Origin of the sequence: Dendrosporobacter sp. 1207_IL3150, from assembly GCF_036763085.1 — a bacterium.
Taxonomy (GTDB): domain Bacteria; phylum Bacillota; class Negativicutes; order DSM-1736; family Dendrosporobacteraceae; genus JBAIYU01.
Genome location: NZ_JBAIYU010000031.1, coordinates 47,344 through 65,997, shown reverse-complemented (window position 1 = coordinate 65,997; position 18,654 = coordinate 47,344). Strand labels below are relative to the sequence as shown.

Sequence of the window (18,654 nt, the reverse complement as noted above, 5' to 3'; positions counted from 1 at the left end):
TCCTCCCAAATAAATTACTTTATATACTGATTGTTCGCATTAATAATCTCTTGCAGTTTAACGTTACGATTAATGAATCTTGTACTACTTCGCTCATATTTCAAGTGTATTGCATTATGAGGACAATGATGTATGCAGGCATAACATCCATCACATCTATGCAAAAATACAGGTTTAAAATTGACTTTAATATTAGCTTTGGGACAGACTTTCTCGCAAACTTTGCAACTGTTGCAGTCTTCTTGTACAATAAACTGCTTATCTCCAGTATTAAGATGTTTTTTCATAAAAAGATTATGAATAACTTTTGAAAAAGCATCTGACACAATCCCTTTTTTAGTAAGTAAATTCCGTCTACTTTGAATATCACTAACTATTTGTTCCAACTTTACTTCAATTTTTTTCGAGTCCTCTTTATTTAGCTGGTCTTCTATCTTAAATAAGGGCAGATAGTTATCAACCATTAATATTTCATTTGTATAGTCAAACTTAATACCTACTTCTTCTCCCGTATTCTCTAGGTGTTTTAGACCTGACGCCGCCTTATTACCATAGGTCATAACTGCATAGAAGTATTCTGCCTTAAATTTGGACATGTGCAAAAAGTCGACTATCATCCTTGGAAGTCCAAATCCATAGCAAGGAAATACAAATCCAATTACTTCATCTTCGAATTCCCTTTTCTCTTGGTTAATCACCTGTGGTATTGAGTAAAGTTCTCCTCCGATTCGCTTCGCAACGTACAAACTATTTCCTGTGGCTGAAAAAACAAAAGTTTTCATATCTCAGTTCACCTTATTCCCACGATGATTGCAATGAAAGAAGCTTGCTAACTTCAGTTACAAGGTCCTCATTTACTCGGCAAATTAAAAATTTTCCGCGTTTTTCAGTATAGATTAACTCAGCGTTTGCCAATTCCTTGATATGGTGTGAAATAGTAGGCGCACCAATATTCAACGACTCAATAATATCTGAAACGAAGCATTCACAGCCTGTCTCAAAGCTGGCCTCATGAGCCTTAGCAATCTTTAAGTACAGCTCTAAGCGATTTTGATTAGAAAGAGCCTTAAAGATTTTTGCCACTTTTTTTGTATCCACTTTTTACGGCATCCCCTTAATTCAATCTATTATATTTCGATAACTTTCGAATTGATTTTAACCAAATTTTGCCGTATTGTCAATGTATCTTATCTATGCTTACTTATTCCAAAATGATTATAAAAAGCACACCTATGATTATCAAAAATCTAATATATTATCCTTTTTGGGGCTTAATGTCATGAAGCTCCTCTGGTTCAATTTAGCCAAAGGAGCTTCATGACATGGTACATTTTATTTCTTCCCTACTGGACATAGTTTCATGCAGTTAAAACACATATATTGATTTCCTAAATGGGCAGCCTGCTTCAATCTCGCATATCGTTCACTGCTAAACATTTCTTTTTGTTCCTCGGGCGAGCTATCCGTCAGCTCAGTCCAAAATCTTATATCTGAGCCTAAGCCGTAGGGCTGCGAGTTTTTCATGCATTTTAAAATATCAGTTTTTCCTTCATCATCTAATGCCCTTCCTGGGCAGTTTTCAACACAAATATTGCAGTGAATACAGGACTCTTCGTTATTCTGGGGTGAAGGATCTAACTCAAGGTTCGTAATAATACTAACAAAGTTAACACGAGTTCCGAAGCTTGGATGTATTACCAGATTGTGACGACCGAAAGTTCCAAGCCCTGCAGCAACCGCAGCATGTCTTTGCGAAAAGTCGGCAATTGCTCTTCGATCATGATGTATCTCAATTGGATAGGATAGCGGTATATTTGCAACCTTTGCATCATAGTTTCGCTCTAAAAATCTCGCTATTTGATATTGGGTCGAACGAGCAAAAGCGCCTAGGTCAATATAACCATTTAAAGCAGCGGTCCAGCTCGGGCTTTCACAACTTGATAATACTTTGTACGCCAATACAATAATTGACTTTGCATCTGGTAGAAATTTTGTAATTTCATACGACTTAGGACTCTGATACGCTGCAGCATTCGCAAAGCCAACGTCATCTACACCTAAGTTTAAAATATATTCTCGAATTGTTTTCTCCATAATCCATCACTCCTTAATAGTTGATTTATTTTATGTGTATATACACTCAAAATAGTAAAAAATAGCCCCCCCATACTACAAACAGGGATTTTCAATCCAGCTCAAGGTACTAGTGCCTCTAACTTCGACAGCAACTGTATTAACTTTGTCAAATCTTCTTCACCGAGGTATTCCTTTAGAGATACTTGGGCCTCTCCCCATAGTTTCCAAGCATTAGTGACTGCAACTTTCCCTTCTTCTGTCAATGTTATTTCTCTGGTGCGCGAATCTTCTCCAGGGTTAATAACAATAAGGCCCGCTTCAGCCATCGGTTTCAAATTACGGTTAAGAGTAGTCCGGTCAATGCGGATCATCTTAGCTAATGCACTGATCGTTATTTTTTCCGCAAGCTCAATGTGGCGCAACAACCCTAATTGGGCAATAGTAAGTCCACTTGGTTGGAGCACTTCATCATAGAACTGGGTGACAGCACGAGAAGCCCGACGAATATTCATACAATTACATATACTCGAACTTTTAGGATATAGTTTATTAATGCGTTCCACAGCAAATTTCCTTTCATACTCACTTTATTACGTGTATATACACTATTGTATGTTTTTATTATAGTGCCGTCAATAGTTAAATCTGGTACTTAAGATTAATCGGCCTAAGTCATATTGGCTAAAAGGGTTTGTAATGTAAATATTTTAGATTTTATAAATCCATATTTTTTAAAAAGCGTTTATATCTAAACCTAACCTTAGATATAAACGCTTTTCCATAAAAATATTCATCTATCTAGCTTGCTTATTATTTTCACATTTCATAATACTTATCTTCGAACTACTTAAACGCTAGCCATAAAAAACGTGGATAGAGTTATTCCGGCTAATGAGGCAGTAATGAGTTTTTCTTGTCGAGTAAGTGTTCTTGTACATTCAGAGGCACTTATCAGCTTGAAGTTTTCTATAAGAACTGCCGCAATCCAGCCAATTACCGGATTAACAGCAATTCCTATAATAAAACATACCGCTGCAATCTGTATTTCAGCCGTACTCTTAATTGTATCTAAACCGACTTCTACAAGGGGCAAATATACACCGAAGATTAGTACAAGCCCTAAGAGCGGCGGAAAAACTGCAATATCTATTGGGAATCCTAGTAGTCCAAATGCTATACCAACTACCCCTAACAAAAAAGCACTTGCACCTATTGGACGCTTTACCATGCCGAGGGGAATCATAAAGCTTCTCCAAACAGCGGCAACCTGCCCCCCACCCAAGACCACTCCAATTATATTTCTTAGCGCAACAATTAAATAGGTGTCATTCATATCAAAAACTGCCTTTTTAGCTTCTTTAGGATAGTTGTTTTCCTGGATAGTTTTTATCGCCACAGCATCGATTGGCCACATAACCACTGCGAGTATTGCAAATGGAAGTGCGCTGATAAAATTACTCGCACTCAGCCCCCATCCAATACCCCATTTTTCATTCCACCATAAACTAGCGTCAATAGTAGGCAAACCTGCTCCTGTTTTAAACGCAGGATAAATACCAAAGGATGCCGATATAACTAGCGCGGCGGCAGCACATATTGGTATGATAAGCCAGCGGAGCTTAAGTTTATTTAAAATTAAAAATAGCACTACTCCCGCTACTATAAGAATAGTAAAAATATCAGGAGAACCTTGAATAATGGACCAAGAACGCAAAGTATCCAGCGAACTGGTTATACCCATAAACCCGAATAATAATATTACTCCACCTTTTGTTCCCGTACCATTGATTTGAACAATCTTGCTAAACCAATTAAAGGAGGCAATCACTAATCCAATTAGTCCGATCATAATTCCTAACGGTAATGGATGGACACCTGAAACAACCATTAATGGGATGATAGGGATTAATGGAGCAAGTGTCCCGGGAGGACCGGCGTAAGGGTTTAAAAAGGCACATAGAATGAGTGTCAGTATACTCCCTAAGACTATTTCAAGCCTTACATTCTCTGTAACAAATGATGGGTCAGTAATACCAAAGCCCTTTGACCAGGCCACTGCAAAAGCAGCAACTATTGCTACTTTTCCTATTGCCCCGGATAACGCGGGTACAAAATCTTCAACCTTAAAGCTATAATCCTTAAAAGGAATATTAATCCTCCATCTTTTAGGATTATAAGACAGAAGGTCTTTTTCTAATAAATCTTTACGCACTTTTATCACTCCTTTTTCTGAAAAAATAAAAACCACTCATCAGCACCCTAATATCTGTAGATAATGTCTTATTTTTACAATAAAAAATCCAATATCTATTAAATCCCCTTCAAGGAATTAGATAGATATTGGATTACGTTCGACTGGTTAAAACCCTTCGTTAGTCTCCCAATTTAGCTTTAAGTTTATCTTCTAAGTTCTCCCCAACAGTAAATACAATGATATTCTCACCAATTCTGGTGCTAACATCAGAGTGTATACTTATAATATCTGTATTAGTTACTGTTTTGACGAGAACCTCTAAGTCATTTCGAGCATTTTCAAATAAGGTAGTACGAAGTTTCTTTAATAACTCTACACCTTGGTTGCTTTCGGCCAGTTTCCGTTCAGACGGACTGAGAAAGCCATTTAATCTTACCACAATCAAGTCTTGTAAAATAAATGTGCGGATTTGCTTGGGCCCTCGCCCCATAACCTCTATTTCAAACTTGCTTATGGCTTCACTTAACTTGGCTTCTATTTGACCTTTCGTCATGAACGTCTCCCCATGGCCTCTTTGATATAATTGATATAGTAGCATATTAGTTTGAAAGATGCAAGAATAGCCGATTTGTATACATTATTCTAGGCTGTAGCTGTCTTAAGCACGCTAATTTCTTTTTGTTACTAGGAACTTCAGCATTTAGAAAACTGTGCCAGACAAAGCTCTAACGCTTTCTCTAAGTCACCATATTTTGCCTCTTTTAAACTCCCGAAATTTCTTCTGAATTCAGCATAGTTAAAATTGGTCTTCAATTTATTCCGAACAATGTTTTCATACTTTAAGAATAGTCTATTATTAATGTTAAAGTTATGAACATCTACACACCCTTGATACTCGTTCGGATCTATGTAGGTTCCTTCAAGAATACCTCGTATATAAGCAATGTTGCTATCAATTATCACATTATCAATAATACCTGAGTGTGATGATACTTTAAGCTTTGCGGAGAAACTTTTAATAAATTCTAACGTCTTAATATAAACTTCTAAATCATGATAGTCTAAATATGGTATTGGATACTCTACTAAATCTCCAACAAACAGCACTGAATCTTTACGGTCAAAGCATATCGAGGAATCTATCGTGTGCCCCGGTGCGTATATAAATTCGATATCGTCCTCCTCAAAGATTAACCGATCATTAAACGTCAATTTAGGTAAAACTAATTCTATATTACCTTTATGGTGATCGTTTAATATTTCAAGTTCATATGCTCCAATTTCGCTAATCCTTCTTCGGCATGTTTCGTGACCAATTATTAATTTATCTTTAAATGCACAATTGCCCCATATATGATCCCAATCCGAATGAGTGTTAAAGACTACAATATCGTTGACATTTGGTTTTTGCGAGATATATTTTTTTATATATTCCATTGAAAGCGGTCCTAAGTGGGTATCACATAAAAACCATCTATTACAAGACTGAATTAAATATATCGTAATATCATCTTCAAAGGTAAAGAGCATTCCTCGGCCAATCTTATTAACTGCTTTCATTAGTTTTCCTCCAAAAAGTGATCTTTACATGTTCGTGAATCTTTTAAGTAATTCCTGTAAAACTTAGAAACATTATCTATACATGGATTACCAAGCTCTAGTTAATATTAAACTAAAAATGTGATATAGTAATATTAAAGGAGTTGATATTATGTTTAAACAACAGAAAGCTCAGTCCGTATTAATGGGGAGGAGCTTTTAAAATAGTATTATAAGCCCTCCCTCTATTGTTATTTTTACTACGGGAGGAAATCAAATTGACAACTTTAAATTTACGTGACTTAGGACTTACTGACGAATTAGAACGAGAAGCTGCTATATATCCCACATTATATATAGCAAGAGTATCAATACAATATAAAGATTATTACACAGTTTTTACTGAAAACGGAGAAATACGCGCTGAAGTCTCCGGTAAATTCGGCTTTATGGCTCAAAGCAATCTAGATTATCCAGTTGTAGGTGATTGGGTTTTAGTTGATCGCACTGACAACCACGGCGGAAACGCTATTATTCACAGCAGACTTTGTCGCAAAAGTGCCTTTGCGCGAAAGGGTGCTGGGACTTCGAGTCAAAGTCAAATTGTTGCTGCAAATATCGATACGGTTTTTATCTGCATGTCTTTAAATAACAATTTTAATCTGCGCCGCTTGGAACGATACCTGGCAATAGCATGGGATAGTGGAGCTTCACCGGTTGTTGTACTAACCAAAGCCGACCTTTGTGATGACCTGCCAGCAAAACTGGCGGAGACCTCCTTGGCAGCTATAGGAACAGATATAGTAATAACGTCCAGCATGAATGAAAATGGATGTACTGATATCAACAAGTACCTCCGCCATGGAAAGTCTGTAGCTTTCGTTGGTTCATCCGGGGTTGGCAAGTCCACACTTATAAATTGTCTGTTGGGCGACAACTTGCTTGCAACAAGGGAAGTTGGCATTGCTGATAAGGGCAGACATACTACAACACATAGACAGTTGTTTCTGCTTCCTACAGGGGGAGTCGTCATAGATACTCCTGGTATGCGCGAATTGCAGTTAGAATCTGCTGATTTGTCTAAATCTTTCGCAGACATAGATGAACTAGCACAACACTGTCGTTTTTCTGACTGCGCTCATCAAAACGAACCAGGCTGTGCAGTAAACGACGCTATCAAAAGCGGCACTCTTGCATCAGAAAGACTTAGAAACTATCAAAAACTGCAAAACGAAATTTCTTATCAGGGAATGACCTCACGACAGCTTGAGCATGAAAAGATTGAAAGAATGTTCAGCAGCGTTGGTGGTATGAAACAAGCAAGAGATTTCATTAAAAATAAGAATAAGCGAAGATAAGCAAAGACCAAGCAATCTAGTTCTAGATTGCTTGGTCTTTATCTTATCTTGAAAGTTCAAAAAATGTCCCACCGCCATACAGAATTAAGGTGCTATTATCTTTTATATAGAAAACACATCTCGTACTTTTAGAATCCGAGACATTAATCCTAGTAACAGAATCATTTTTAATACCAAGGTCTTCAAAGGTAGGGCGATTTCTATTTTCAGTTGCAAAGTCACTTTTTGAAATTATAGTCCTTTCATAGATCGGGGCAACAACGACATCATTCAAATACTTTATATCGTCTCCAAAGCAGCTTGCTTTTTCTTTAGAAAAGCTTAGTCTTTTGCCTACTATCTTTTCAACGTCTTCTTTACTATAAGTTCCGACAGGTCCATAAGCTGCCACTTTTTTTATTACCCACTGCCCGTAAAATATTTCGGCAGACTTATTTTTAGTTGCAGTATCATTAGCGGCAGGATTATTGGGTTGAACTCGTTTGTTATCTTGGTTCTGTGTATTTACAATATTTTGCTGCTCAGGCGCTGATTTACTAGGAGGCGGAGTTTCCTTTTGATATCCACATCCTGCTATAACAATAAATGCACATAGTGCTACGATTATTAATAATATACGCATAGTATTCCTCCGTAGGTTTGTAATTAAATAATTTACCCAAATATCATAATAAAATTTCTTTTGAATTAGTTTTGCTTAAGAACATTTAATTTAAAATACTTGTTACGAAGAAATATAAGGAAAGCATAAAGCTTTCCTTATATTTTTTGTCATAATATAATATTTAGCTAGCTAAATTTATATAGCTATTTTTTCACAACAGGGACCCAAATTTCACTTCTGTATGTTGGAGATGATACATCTTTATGTTCATTCCATAATATCTCTGGTCCTACTTCCAACTCATAGTTCGAGGAGGGAAACCATTCAGAATAAATCCGTCCCCAAATATTTTGAAGTGTTTCAGGAAAAGGTCCAACTGCTTCAAATACTGCCCATGTTAAAGCCGGAACTTTAAGTTCTGAAAAGTTTTCTGGGCATTCCTTAGTTGTTGCTACCCCGATATAATGATCCAGTTCTCCTTTCTCCTCCATCCGTCCCTCAGAAAAGTTTATAGATGCGCTTATCAAGCCACGTGGTTCAACGTTAGAAAGCTGTTTAAGCTGGCTAATCGTATCCCCATTTAAACTCTTCCACATAGCAGCGATCTCTTGATTTACACCTTCAAAAACAATAGGCACTCTTTTCTTAATTCCAATAATAGAAAATTGCTCTATTTCCTCTATTCGATAGTTCATTTCTTTTCCTCCTTTTATTGCTAACTGAAAAGTCATTCGCGGATATGCTTTCAAAGCTTTCCCACTATTTCTAGCCTCCGAAGGTGTTACACCATGCAGATTTTGAAAAGCTCTGGTAAAAGAATCCGGTGAGCTATATCCATACTTAATGGCAATATCAATTATTCGTTCATTCCTAGTAATAAGATCAAATGCGGCTAAGGTAAGCCGTCTACGCCGGATATATTCACTTAATGTTACACCAGCAAGGAAAGCAAACATTCTTTTGAAGTGATATTCAGAACACAATGCCAACTTTGCTACTTCTTTAAGATCAATTTCATTATCAAGATTGTTCTCAATATGTTCTAAAGCTGTATTCATTGTTTTTATTAAATTCATTTGCATCCCCCTCGTGTATAGATTAACAGAAAAGACCTGAAATCATCCGACATTTTGTGCACAATTCTGCAGGGTTGCCAAAATCTTTGTCATATACAAAAATAAAAAGAGGCATACCAAATGCCTCTTAAAACTTATATTATCTAACTATAGACATGGATTTTGTCATCTCGAATTGACCAATATCCCAGCTTTCAATTCATTCATAAGCTCATTCCATGGAAACTGCTTGCCAGGACAGGTTGTTCCTTTGGTCACTTCACGGTGAGGTACAACATGCTCTACTGGGATATTATATTCGTGCATAAATTTTAGAGTTAATTTAACAAGAGTATCCATTTGTATCGCCGAAGGTGCCTTATTCTCAAAATTGCCAACAACTACAATTCCTATACTGCGAGGGTTGGCACCTAAAGCATGAGCACCAATTGTTTCTTCAGGTCGTCCATCCTGAATTGTCCCATCTGGCAATATCACCTGGTGGTATGCAATACCCGCCCATCCCTTTGTTAAATGGTAGGCATGAATATCAGGTACTGACATGCTATCTTTAGCCGTATGATGAATAACAATCATATCTGTTTTAGCCCTTGGTAACAACTTCTCAGAAAACAATAATCTATCTTCAAAATAGTTGTCCGTTATCTGCCAAGAATTATCAGCTAGATTATCTTTTATCCTTTGAGTTGTTGTTTCTTTAATTTCAAACCCGCTAATCAGCGAGTGCATATTAATTTTTGTACTATCGGGTGCTACGAAAAACTGAATTTCGTTTAAATTTTGATTAGATACCGGAACTAACGCCCCTAACCGATCACCAGAATAAAATTTTATTCTATATAACTGTTCGTCTGCTATTGCTTCATAGATATTTCTATAATATTTCTTATATTCTCTAAGTTGAATTGCTTTATCAAATAAAACGGTCTCCTTAATAACTCTCTCTTGATTATCGTATTCAATCCATCGAGTCGCCTTAAATCCATCAATATTACTTAAATATCCATAGGACCGTACTTTACCTAAATCACCTGACCTATACTCATCTTTTAACCATATCCGCCTATCTTCAGTTTGTATAAGATATTCTTCACCTGATTGTTTGTCAATATCGCTTCTGCTATCACCGATATTTGCCAATACCGGTGAAGAAATGCTTAGTATCAATAACACTTGTACTAACATTCGAACAGCCAACGGCTTAGCGGTGCAAATAATATTGTGCAAAGTCGAATTAGTCTGCATTTGTATCTCCTCTAGCATATTTTTCAGCTGTCAGTAGCCTATCTAGCTGCTCTGCTATCCGCCGTTTTTGCTCGCTTACTTGAGCACAAATGCAATCATAAACGATCCTGTTAAAATTAATATCCGTTTTAATGCTACTTTCACCTTTTCCATTAACTATCAGCTTATAATAACACGTTCCCACTTTAGTAACTTTCAGCGGAATGACGTCTAAAATCAAATCCTGTATACCGCCTCTGTCATAAAGTATGACTAACTGAAACTCACAACTAAAGTCATCAGTTAAACTTATAGCTTCTTCAGCTTGATACAGAGAAATTATCTCTTTCACTCTCTCACTAGAGTTCTTAACTAGATTCACCTTGTTTTCAGGGGCACCAATATACAAACTAAATCCTTTTACTAACTTGAAAACAAAATCTTCAAATTCTTGTCGTAAGGATGCCTCCTTTTGACTAACGGCTATAGTTTCTTCTACCAAACTGTTGTATATCGACATATCGGTACCTCTCAAAAACATATTTTCTTGACTCATATTTAGACGCCTATACTCTGAACCCATTCATCAGTAGTAATTACTTTGGAAAATCGCATTGCCTGCGTTATCAAAATAGCCTTGTGAAGCTCTTGGGCCGATATCCTGCCGACACTGTTGGCTACATCCAAAGTGCCTGTTGCATCAGATAAAAATTCTACTGTGAAACCTAGATGTACAGCCTGCCTCGCAGTAGTATCACAGCACATTTGAGTCATATACCCACAAATAGTAACTGTATCTACCCCAAATTGCCTTAGGAGATTTTCTAATTCAGTATCAGTAAAGCTCCCAGGCAGCTTCTTATCAATGATACATAAACGTTCTTTTTTTAATAGCTCCTCATGAATTTCCCATCCGCTGCTGCCCCTCGCAAAAGCGGCAGAGTCTTTTTGAGGTGCTTCATGTCTTATAAATATGACAGGAACGTTACTATTGTTAGCTGCATCAACAGCCTTGAGAATTCGTTCAAAGCTTCCTAACGGATAAGTAATCGGCATTTTCCCAGTAAAGTACTCATTTTGCACGTCGATTACCAATAATGCTCTTTTCATATCACTACCTCCACAATTCCATATTATCTATAAAAATCCTTTGTTATAATAATTATATAGGCACAAGGCCTTGAGCCGCGAAAGAAATTGCGCTTAACTAATTTCCCCATGAAAGGATTTTATAAATGCTTGATAATATTGATTTAGAAATAATAAAAATATTAAAGAAGAATTGCAAAATTCAATACCGAGATATCGGTGAACTTGTTCATCTCACAGGTCAGGCAGTTTCAAATCGCATCTCAAGAATGGAACGTTTAGGTATAATAAGAGGTTATACAGTCTTACTTGATGAGCACTTGTCTGAAAAAAAAATTTCGGCACATGTAACAGTTTTTATGAAGACAAATGATCATAATATCTTCCATACCTTCTTAAAGAATAATGATTGTGTAATAGACGCCAGCAGAATCAGCGGGGACGGCTGCTACCTACTTAAAATCATGGTTGATTCCCAGGAAGAGCTTAATCTTTTTTTAGATCAAATTTTGAAGTATGGAAATTATCGGGTAAGTATAGCCATTGGAAAGATTAAATAGGACCAAAATAAAGCAACCCCGCCCCAGCTAATTAGGGACGAGGTTGCTTTTATACTCATATTAGTCTATATCACGCAACTATGCTCTTTGTCCACCATCATGGCTAAGCTGCCAATGAATTCCGAATTTATCAATTACATAGCCATAACATTTGCTCCAAAATGTTTCTTGGAGCTCCATGAGTATAGTTCCACCTTGTTTTAGTTTTTCATAATAGGTTTTGATTTCATCAATATTGGTAGTTACTATTGTCAAACTTATGTTGTTTCCTCTAACGTGTTCTTGTCCCATGCCTGGAGGCACATCGGAAAACATAACATTACTGCCGCTAATTGTTAGTCGGGTATGCACTATTAAATTTTTAGCATCCTCTGGAACGGTAAAATTGGGGTCTGGCGGCATTTGACCATAGGTCATAATCTGAGGCTTCTCAGCATTAAAAACCTGGGTATAAAATTCTACAGCTTCACGGCAGTTTCCATTAAAACTAATATAAGCTTCAACAGCCATTTAACTCGCTCCTTCACACTTAGCTTTATCTTCGATAGTTTACCAAAAAACCGACTTAAGCATTCTGCTAAGCCGGTTTTAGGTAATCTATTAATTAATAACTATTATCTTTATGATTGAACTCTGCTGCCTCAACCCAATCATTTACGTGGTTTAACATCTGTATAATATCTTCAAGTATCTCAGTATGCTTTATTTCTTCTTGCATTAGCTTTTCACAAATTGCTTTCTCCTCAGGCAAAGCTAGACTACCGGCTAATTTTTTATAAAGTTCTACACTTTCTTGCTCTTTTAGTAATGCGCCTTTATATACATCAATTTGTTCGTATTTGAGTTTAATTAAAGCTTCTTGATTATGTAAGACGAAGTCTTGCTTATTTGCAAAAACGTTTTGAATTGTGTCTAAAAAACGGTGCTCTTCACTGAGGTTAAAATTGCTACTTTGAGCTGATTGTATAATCTTGTAATGACGCCTTTCATCTTCTGCAAGGCCTTCTAGCACAACTTTTAAATCCTTACACATTGCCTTTTCAGCGAGATCCTTGTAGAATTTTTCACCATCTAATTCCATTTTTAATGCGTACTCAAAAATATTCATAGTTAAAACCTCCTAAGTTAAAGGATTTATAACTAAATTATTATACATTTCAACCAATATCCCTCCTTTTTAAGTAATATCTATCCGAAAGTATTTATTAAAGTAATTCATGTAACTATCTAATGATTAAAATAACAAACCCTACAGTATTTTGGACTGTAGGGTTTTACAATATCTAAAACTAAATACAAGCTTAAAGCCTAGAAACCATGAGTTCACGATACGCAATATTCGTACCGGTGCTCGTCTTAACGTTGTCTTTAATTAATTGAAGCAAACTTTCGGTATCCTTGTGAGTATTTGTATACTTTATATTATCTATTAGATCCGCTTCCCATTGTATTTGAAAATCGATACCATCAATCTTTGATGGTGTGTGATGATTGCCTATAATAAAGCAGACTCTCTCAATAAGTTCGGGATTCAATCGTAGTTCTTTGAGTATTCTCCGGGCAACATTAGGCCCTTCTATTTCTTGATGTTCCCCGCCCATATCACCGTATTTTCGTAAGGCTTCTATGGCTCCTATATCGTGCATTATCGCCGTAATCGTTATTACTTCTCTTTGATACTGAGTAATATTTTCATATTGCATAATTTCCTCAGCATAAGCTAGCACCCGTAATGTATGCTCAACACCGTAAGGAACTTTACAAAAAATCTCTTTCATTTTATTAATAAGTATTAATTTATCCACCTAATTCTCCTTTTAAGACTCAGACTATGCTTTACAAGTATGATAGTAATCCCTATCGTAATCTTCTTTGTATTTCTAACAAAACCTCTTGCGGTTTTTCAATCTCAAAAATTACATATTTATATTTGCTAGTTCCGCCTAATTCCAAATTTAAAAGCGGAACCTTGTGTTCAAAGGATAAAAAGTACCACACGCCAGCATATCTAAAGGTTCCTTCATAAATATTGAGCGTAGATATTGCTGTTCCTGGCATTTTAAGCATCCATCTTGGAGGTTTAAAATAGTCAACATAAACATTTTTAATAGCTTTATAGGGTATCCTCACTTCTCGCTTTAAAGCAAAAAAGCTTAATAGCCCTGTGAGTCTGAGGGACAATTCTTGTTCGCCGAAGTATACTTTTCTCCCCAAACTATCACCTCACCAGGTTTTTGATATTCATTCTCGTGTCTATATTCAATAAATTACCTGATATTTACCAAACCTTTAGGAGCTCCGCAAAGATTAACTATAAAACATGCAGCTTTAGTTTATCCAGATAATGAATAATTACTTCTTTTGATGGCTCCCATATATAACATGATACGTCGCTTGGACTTTGCCTTTATGATTAAAATTCTTCTCATAGTGATTAATCATTGAAAGCATAAACTGTCGGTTAATTATCATGCTTTTGCTATTATTAGCATTATTGGCTCCAACTTTTTTGACCGACCTTAAAAATTCTTTTACACTTGCGAAATTTTGTTTAACATGTTCATCTTTCAAATACACCGAATGGCTTAATTCACAACCAAAATGTTCTAAACTTTCTATTTCAATCAATCTTGGACCATGATAAAAACGGTGGGGTATTCCAACTGAAAGTTGTGCCGCTTTAAATGACTGATCTAATTCGTAAAAAGTATCTCTACCAAAAGTTCCATACATCAGATAACCGCCCGCCGCTAATCTATTGTCAAATTGCTTAAATGCTAGCTGATAATCAGTAAACCACTGAAATGCCGCATTTGACACAATAAGATCAAATTGCCCAGAAAGTTTAAGCTGCTCACCATCCTCAATTCTATATTCAATATTCGAAAAAGCCCTAAGATTATTAGCGGCAGTTTTGAGCATTTCTTCAGAAATATCTGTGGCAATTATCTTTGCTTTTGGGTACAGCTCAGCCAGAAGTCGAGTAAAAAAGCCTGTTCCACAGCCAATTTCAAGAATATATCGAAACTCGCCAGCCAACTTTACCATATCTATTAAATTGTGAGCCATTTGCTTTTGTACTACAGCGTATTCATCATAGTATTGCGCATTCCTGCTAAAGTGTATATTGACTTGTTGTTTGTTAAGCATCAACAATTCTCCTTTGAACTGTTATTAAACAGCACTTGCTCTACTATATCTGGCCTAGTTATAAAAGGAATATGCCCCGCTCCTTGTATTACTGTAAGTGTCGAATTAGGTAATTGTTCCTTCAAGTAGTTGGCCGCCTCAGGTGGGCAAATAACATCCTCGGTACCGTGAATTATGCTGCAGGCTGTTTTTACACGGGGCAGTAGCTCTCGCAAATCGACTTCCAACAAATAGCTAAGCCCGTTTTGCAACGAAATTAGCTCAATATCCGTTAGCTTTGGAAACATATTCTGGATGAAATTCTTTAGAAAATCTTCTTCATATGGGGAAAACATTATTTTATAAAACTCTAGTAACGTTCGTTGTTTTTTATATGATAGTTTACGAGAGAGATTTTTTACAATGCTCGCTGGTAAACCAGCGCAATAACCCTCACTTAGCGTAAACCGTGGGGTTGATGAAATTAATATAACTCTTTCAACTTTTTGGGGATGGTTAGCTGCTAGCTGCAGTGACAGCATACCTCCAAGCGACCATCCTACGAGAGTGAGCTTATTAGAACAGCTTCTATATACTCTGAGAAACTCTTCCTCCAGGTGTTTGTATTCAGGAAAAATTGGTGATTGATAAATATATGTACCATCTGTTTTTAACCAACTAGGCCAAATATCAGCATTAGCTGCCCAACCATGAATTAAAAATAGCATAAAACGCTCCCTAATAATATAATCGTTAACCAATTAATCACGTATAGTTAACGATTATATTATAGTATACTTAGCATAAAAATCAAACTCTTTCCAGTACAGATTCAAAATATCCTAATTTGGTTACTAAGCACGTAAAAAAGAGCTATACTCATGTAATATAAGTATAGCTCTCTGGTTATTTATAATTATTTTTGTGCTTGCTTATGGGCCCGTTCAAAGCCTTTACTATTAATCATTTTTTCTACATTCTGTTCAAGATTAGCTTTTGCTTTTTCAGCTCTCTCTGCTGTTATTTTACCTGATTTTAAACCTTCATCAAGACGCTCGCTCATTTGCTTAACCATAAATGCTTTCAGATTTTGCTCTGATACTCCGTGTTCTTTCGCTATCGCTGCAAGCGTTTTTCCTGCTTTCATTTCACTTTTTAATGTGTCAGCATCAATATTTAGTAACTCAAGCAGCTTTGGATTTTCCATCATCATCTTACCATGCATTGGGCGATGTCCAGGATTCATCATTCCTTTGCCATTTATCATATCCGATACTTTTTTATCCATATCGGTTTTCATTTTTTTAGCTTGCTCATCAGATATTCTACCAGCTTTTACGCCTTCTTCAATATGCTGCTTCATTTGCTTAACCATAAAGTCTTTAAGTTTCTTTTCAGAAACACCATGCTCTTTAGCAATAGTAACTAATGTCTTACCTGCCTTCATTTCGCTTTTAAGCGTTTGGGCATCAACCTTTAATAATTCAAGTAGTTTTGTGTTTTCAAACAACATTTTACCGTGCATTGGGCGTTGGCCATGCATTGGTCCTTTGCCGTTAATCATATCAGTTACTCTTTTATCCATATCAGCTTTCATTTTATCAGCTTTATCTGCAGTTAATCTTCCGGAATTCACGGATTCATTAATGCGATTGGTCATTTTTTCAATCATAAAGCTTTTGAGTTCTGACTCTGAAACACCGTGGTCATTAGCAATATTCACTAAGGTTTTTCCTGCTTTAATTTCATCTTTAAAAGTCTGCTCATCTATCTTAAGCAGCTTAAGCAATTCAGTTTTATCAGCATGGAATGCTTTCATGTCGCCTCTCTTACCGAAATCCCTTTTGTCCGCAAAAGTATGACGAGGTTTATTATCATCTGCTGTTTGCTGATTAGAAGTAGCAGCCATTACCAGACCATTAGCAGTAATCATAGTAGCAACACTAAGCGCGATAAGCCATTTTTTGTTTTTATTCATAATACACACACCATCCTTTAATTAATTCGTGAACCTATGTTTGTATTATGACGTACTATTTTTAGAATAACTTTTGAAATAGTTAAAATAATTACCAATTAAACAAATTTATTCTATTAAAAGAAGTAACCTTACTAACCCGAATTTTCGGGGCAAGTAAGGTTACTTCTTTTAAAATTAAAGCTGTGCGCTATCATTCCAATAAAAACAATCATAATGCCTACTAATGACCAGCCTGCTGGTGCTATACCTGCTAAAAAAATCATCTCGCCGATAATAGTAAATATAATCTCGCCAGCCTGCGTGGCTTCTACCATGGCTAGAGTTTGTGGGTTATTTTGCGCCTTATCAGTAGCATAAAAAAATAGTACGGTGGCGATAATTCCGGAAAATATTGCAACTGTAAAAGATGACAGCACCTGATCTAATTTTGGCAATCCTACTGTAGTTAGACCATAAGCAGATAATATTAACCAAAATGGCAAGCTGGCTATTGTCATCCCTAACACACGCTGGTAAACATCCAGCCTACCATCACAGATTTCCATCATTTTTCGATTTCCGAGCGGATAGGCAAAAGCCGCGATAGTAACTGGCAAAATACCTATAATAAGATCATTTATCACTAAGTTACTATCATCTCTAACCTGAATTAAAAGTACACCAAACAAAATAAACATAGATATAAATAACTCTCTAAGTGGTATCTTTTGTACGCCATTTGTGGTTTCTGAACTTCTATATATCAAGGGTACAAGCAATGAGCCAGCAACAATTGTAATCTGCCAGCTTCCTGCTACTAGCCAAGCTGGGCCATATGCAGCAGCGAAGCATATTGGGGCATAGAAAAAACCAAACCCTATTGTACTCCAAATTAACCACTCGGATAAGTTTGATCTTAGCTCATGGATTAGCAACCCCATATTCTTACGCATTGCTACAATCAACAATAAGAAGGGTAATGTTAACAGATATCGGAGCGAAGCACTCCAAATCCAACTACCGCCAGCTAACTCCATTGCCCGGTTTAAAACAAAAGTGGATGCGAAAAATAATGAAGCCAAAATACCGATAAATATTACTTGCAAAATACCACCTCTCTTTACCTGAAAATTAGCAGATACACGCTTTTATATCACTTTTCCAAATATGTAATTAGACTTTTGCTCGCTGCTTCCATATGTTTCCGAAGTACCATTTGAGCTTTCTCTATGTCTCGATTTATACATGCTTCTAATAAAGCATAATGCTCTATATGAGATTGCGCTTGGAAATTCAAAGTTATGAGATATAAACGCATATAACGCTCTACGTTGTTGTGCATAACATTAATTAGTTTCATAAGTCGCGGCTTTTGTGCTCCTTGATAGAGAGCTTCATGAAAACGCCAATTAAGTTCCCCTAATTTAGCATGCGATTTTTCATTATCTGTTTTTGCTAGCAGTTGTTTTGCTTTAGTGAAGTCAGTCTCAGTAAGCTTTGGAATAGAGAGTTCCAGAGCACCACTCTCAAGAAATAACCTAATTTCAAATATTTCTTGGGCTTCGTCAGATGACAAATCAGTAACTACAGCACCACGGTTAGGATAAAATTTTACTAAACCTTCCGCTTCCAAATTTTTGAGAGCTTCTCTCACAGGACTTAAGCTGACATGTAGAATACCACCTAACTCATCCTGTTTTAATTGCTGACCGCCCTTTAATTCGCCATTTAATATAGCCTCACGCAGAACATCGGTAACCATATTGGGAATGGTCTGATACTTTAACTTGCTATCAATTTTAAAATTTATCATAAATTAAATATATCATCACTTGATTGATTAAA

23 protein-coding genes are annotated in these 18,654 nt (G+C 36.3%); 2 read left to right on the top strand and 21 right to left on the bottom strand.

What is annotated here, in order from left to right; translation table 11 throughout:
• Positions 1-14: 14 nt before the first annotated feature.
• The 7 genes from V6C17_RS14420 to V6C17_RS14390 form a co-directional block, all read right to left on the bottom strand.
• Complete coding sequence (locus V6C17_RS14420; RefSeq protein ID WP_333523277.1) at positions 15-782, bottom strand: EFR1 family ferrodoxin; 768 nt, start codon at positions 780-782, stop codon at positions 15-17.
• A gap of 13 nt (positions 783-795) precedes the next feature.
• Positions 796-1,098: an ArsR/SmtB family transcription factor gene (locus V6C17_RS14415; protein WP_333523276.1), complete on the bottom strand. Its 303-nt coding sequence runs from the start codon at positions 1,096-1,098 to the stop codon at positions 796-798.
• A gap of 234 nt (positions 1,099-1,332) precedes the next feature.
• Positions 1,333-2,094 (bottom strand): 4Fe-4S binding protein, encoded by a 762-nt coding sequence (locus V6C17_RS14410; RefSeq protein WP_333523275.1) that lies wholly within the window; start codon positions 2,092-2,094, stop codon positions 1,333-1,335.
• 101 nt (positions 2,095-2,195) lie between these two features.
• Positions 2,196-2,588, bottom strand: a complete 393-nt coding sequence (locus V6C17_RS14405) for a MarR family winged helix-turn-helix transcriptional regulator (RefSeq protein WP_333523274.1) — start codon at positions 2,586-2,588, stop codon at positions 2,196-2,198.
• A gap of 335 nt (positions 2,589-2,923) precedes the next feature.
• Positions 2,924-4,288, bottom strand: coding sequence for a DUF3360 family protein (locus tag V6C17_RS14400; protein WP_333523273.1), 1,365 nt, complete (start codon positions 4,286-4,288; stop codon positions 2,924-2,926).
• A gap of 160 nt (positions 4,289-4,448) precedes the next feature.
• Positions 4,449-4,823 carry a DUF2294 domain-containing protein gene (locus V6C17_RS14395; protein WP_333523272.1) on the bottom strand — a complete coding sequence of 125 codons (375 nt, stop codon included), beginning with the start codon at positions 4,821-4,823 and terminating at the stop codon, positions 4,449-4,451.
• 140 nt (positions 4,824-4,963) lie between these two features.
• Complete coding sequence (locus V6C17_RS14390; RefSeq protein ID WP_333523271.1) at positions 4,964-5,830, bottom strand: MBL fold metallo-hydrolase; 867 nt, start codon at positions 5,828-5,830, stop codon at positions 4,964-4,966.
• 257 nt (positions 5,831-6,087) lie between these two features.
• On the opposite strand from V6C17_RS14390, the gene rsgA reads away from it, so the two are divergent.
• Complete coding sequence (gene rsgA / locus V6C17_RS14385) at positions 6,088-7,167, top strand: ribosome small subunit-dependent GTPase A (protein ID WP_333523270.1); 1,080 nt, start codon at positions 6,088-6,090, stop codon at positions 7,165-7,167.
• Positions 7,168-7,210: 43 nt separating this feature from the next.
• Here rsgA and V6C17_RS14380 read toward each other — a convergent pair whose 3' ends face one another.
• From V6C17_RS14380 to V6C17_RS14360, 5 genes are all read right to left on the bottom strand, one after another.
• Positions 7,211-7,789 carry a hypothetical protein gene (locus V6C17_RS14380; RefSeq protein WP_333523269.1) on the bottom strand — a complete coding sequence of 193 codons (579 nt, stop codon included), beginning with the start codon at positions 7,787-7,789 and terminating at the stop codon, positions 7,211-7,213.
• Between the two features lie 185 nt (positions 7,790-7,974).
• Positions 7,975-8,847, bottom strand: coding sequence for an AraC family transcriptional regulator (locus V6C17_RS14375; protein ID WP_333523268.1), 873 nt, complete (start codon positions 8,845-8,847; stop codon positions 7,975-7,977).
• Between the two features lie 165 nt (positions 8,848-9,012).
• Positions 9,013-10,092: a peptidoglycan recognition protein family protein gene (locus V6C17_RS14370; RefSeq protein ID WP_333523267.1), complete on the bottom strand. Its 1,080-nt coding sequence runs from the start codon at positions 10,090-10,092 to the stop codon at positions 9,013-9,015.
• Entirely contained in the window at positions 10,082-10,627 is a 546-nt protein-coding gene (locus tag V6C17_RS14365; protein WP_333523266.1) for a hypothetical protein, read from the bottom strand. The genes V6C17_RS14370 and V6C17_RS14365 overlap by 11 nt, the downstream gene beginning before the upstream one ends.
• A gap of 2 nt (positions 10,628-10,629) precedes the next feature.
• Positions 10,630-11,181, bottom strand: coding sequence for a cysteine hydrolase family protein (locus tag V6C17_RS14360; protein WP_333523265.1), 552 nt, complete (start codon positions 11,179-11,181; stop codon positions 10,630-10,632).
• A gap of 125 nt (positions 11,182-11,306) precedes the next feature.
• Between V6C17_RS14360 and V6C17_RS14355 the strand changes: the two genes are divergently transcribed.
• On the top strand, positions 11,307-11,720 hold the full coding sequence (locus V6C17_RS14355; RefSeq protein ID WP_333523264.1) for an Lrp/AsnC family transcriptional regulator: 414 nt from the start codon (positions 11,307-11,309) through the stop codon (positions 11,718-11,720).
• A 78-nt stretch (positions 11,721-11,798) separates the two neighbouring features.
• Here V6C17_RS14355 and V6C17_RS14350 read toward each other — a convergent pair whose 3' ends face one another.
• From V6C17_RS14350 to V6C17_RS14310, 9 genes are all read right to left on the bottom strand, one after another.
• Complete coding sequence (locus tag V6C17_RS14350) at positions 11,799-12,230, bottom strand: VOC family protein (protein WP_333523263.1); 432 nt, start codon at positions 12,228-12,230, stop codon at positions 11,799-11,801.
• Between the two features lie 94 nt (positions 12,231-12,324).
• A complete protein-coding gene (locus tag V6C17_RS14345; protein WP_333523262.1) occupies positions 12,325-12,828 on the bottom strand; it encodes a ferritin family protein in 504 nt (167 codons plus the stop codon).
• A 193-nt stretch (positions 12,829-13,021) separates the two neighbouring features.
• Complete coding sequence (locus V6C17_RS14340; RefSeq protein WP_333523261.1) at positions 13,022-13,525, bottom strand: HD domain-containing protein; 504 nt, start codon at positions 13,523-13,525, stop codon at positions 13,022-13,024.
• 52 nt (positions 13,526-13,577) lie between these two features.
• On the bottom strand, positions 13,578-13,934 hold the full coding sequence (locus V6C17_RS14335; protein ID WP_333523260.1) for a hypothetical protein: 357 nt from the start codon (positions 13,932-13,934) through the stop codon (positions 13,578-13,580).
• Positions 13,935-14,072: 138 nt separating this feature from the next.
• Entirely contained in the window at positions 14,073-14,870 is a 798-nt protein-coding gene (gene bioC / locus V6C17_RS14330; protein ID WP_333523259.1) for a malonyl-ACP O-methyltransferase BioC, read from the bottom strand.
• Positions 14,870-15,577, bottom strand: coding sequence for an alpha/beta fold hydrolase (locus tag V6C17_RS14325; protein WP_333523258.1), 708 nt, complete (start codon positions 15,575-15,577; stop codon positions 14,870-14,872). Before V6C17_RS14325 ends, bioC begins: the two co-directional genes overlap by 1 nt.
• Before the next feature lie 188 nt (positions 15,578-15,765).
• Positions 15,766-16,827, bottom strand: coding sequence for a hypothetical protein (locus V6C17_RS14320; RefSeq protein WP_333523257.1), 1,062 nt, complete (start codon positions 16,825-16,827; stop codon positions 15,766-15,768).
• 134 nt (positions 16,828-16,961) lie between these two features.
• Complete coding sequence (locus V6C17_RS14315) at positions 16,962-17,915, bottom strand: DMT family transporter (RefSeq protein ID WP_333523256.1); 954 nt, start codon at positions 17,913-17,915, stop codon at positions 16,962-16,964.
• Between the two features lie 47 nt (positions 17,916-17,962).
• A complete protein-coding gene (locus tag V6C17_RS14310; protein WP_333523255.1) occupies positions 17,963-18,622 on the bottom strand; it encodes a GntR family transcriptional regulator in 660 nt (219 codons plus the stop codon).
• Positions 18,623-18,654: the final 32 nt, after the last annotated feature.

Coding starts and splice junctions, on each gene's coding strand:
- V6C17_RS14325 (WP_333523258.1), bottom strand. CDS start 15,577: ATGCTATTTTTAATTCATGGTTGGGCAGCTAATGCTGATATTTGGCCT.
- V6C17_RS14410 (WP_333523275.1), bottom strand. CDS start 2,094: ATGGAGAAAACAATTCGAGAATATATTTTAAACTTAGGTGTAGATGAC.
- V6C17_RS14350 (WP_333523263.1), bottom strand. CDS start 12,230: ATGGCTGTTGAAGCTTATATTAGTTTTAATGGAAACTGCCGTGAAGCT.
- V6C17_RS14380 (WP_333523269.1), bottom strand. CDS start 7,789: ATGCGTATATTATTAATAATCGTAGCACTATGTGCATTTATTGTTATA.
- V6C17_RS14395 (WP_333523272.1), bottom strand. CDS start 4,823: ATGACGAAAGGTCAAATAGAAGCCAAGTTAAGTGAAGCCATAAGCAAG.
- V6C17_RS14365 (WP_333523266.1), bottom strand. CDS start 10,627: ATGAGTCAAGAAAATATGTTTTTGAGAGGTACCGATATGTCGATATAC.
- V6C17_RS14360 (WP_333523265.1), bottom strand. CDS start 11,181: ATGAAAAGAGCATTATTGGTAATCGACGTGCAAAATGAGTACTTTACT.
- V6C17_RS14355 (WP_333523264.1), top strand. CDS start 11,307: ATGCTTGATAATATTGATTTAGAAATAATAAAAATATTAAAGAAGAAT.
- bioC (WP_333523259.1), bottom strand. CDS start 14,870: ATGCTTAACAAACAACAAGTCAATATACACTTTAGCAGGAATGCGCAA.
- V6C17_RS14320 (WP_333523257.1), bottom strand. CDS start 16,827: ATGAATAAAAACAAAAAATGGCTTATCGCGCTTAGTGTTGCTACTATG.
- V6C17_RS14310 (WP_333523255.1), bottom strand. CDS start 18,622: ATGATAAATTTTAAAATTGATAGCAAGTTAAAGTATCAGACCATTCCC.
- V6C17_RS14370 (WP_333523267.1), bottom strand. CDS start 10,092: ATGCAGACTAATTCGACTTTGCACAATATTATTTGCACCGCTAAGCCG.
- V6C17_RS14405 (WP_333523274.1), bottom strand. CDS start 2,588: ATGAATATTCGTCGGGCTTCTCGTGCTGTCACCCAGTTCTATGATGAA.
- V6C17_RS14375 (WP_333523268.1), bottom strand. CDS start 8,847: ATGAATTTAATAAAAACAATGAATACAGCTTTAGAACATATTGAGAAC.
- V6C17_RS14390 (WP_333523271.1), bottom strand. CDS start 5,830: ATGAAAGCAGTTAATAAGATTGGCCGAGGAATGCTCTTTACCTTTGAA.
- V6C17_RS14420 (WP_333523277.1), bottom strand. CDS start 782: ATGAAAACTTTTGTTTTTTCAGCCACAGGAAATAGTTTGTACGTTGCG.
- V6C17_RS14345 (WP_333523262.1), bottom strand. CDS start 12,828: ATGAATATTTTTGAGTACGCATTAAAAATGGAATTAGATGGTGAAAAA.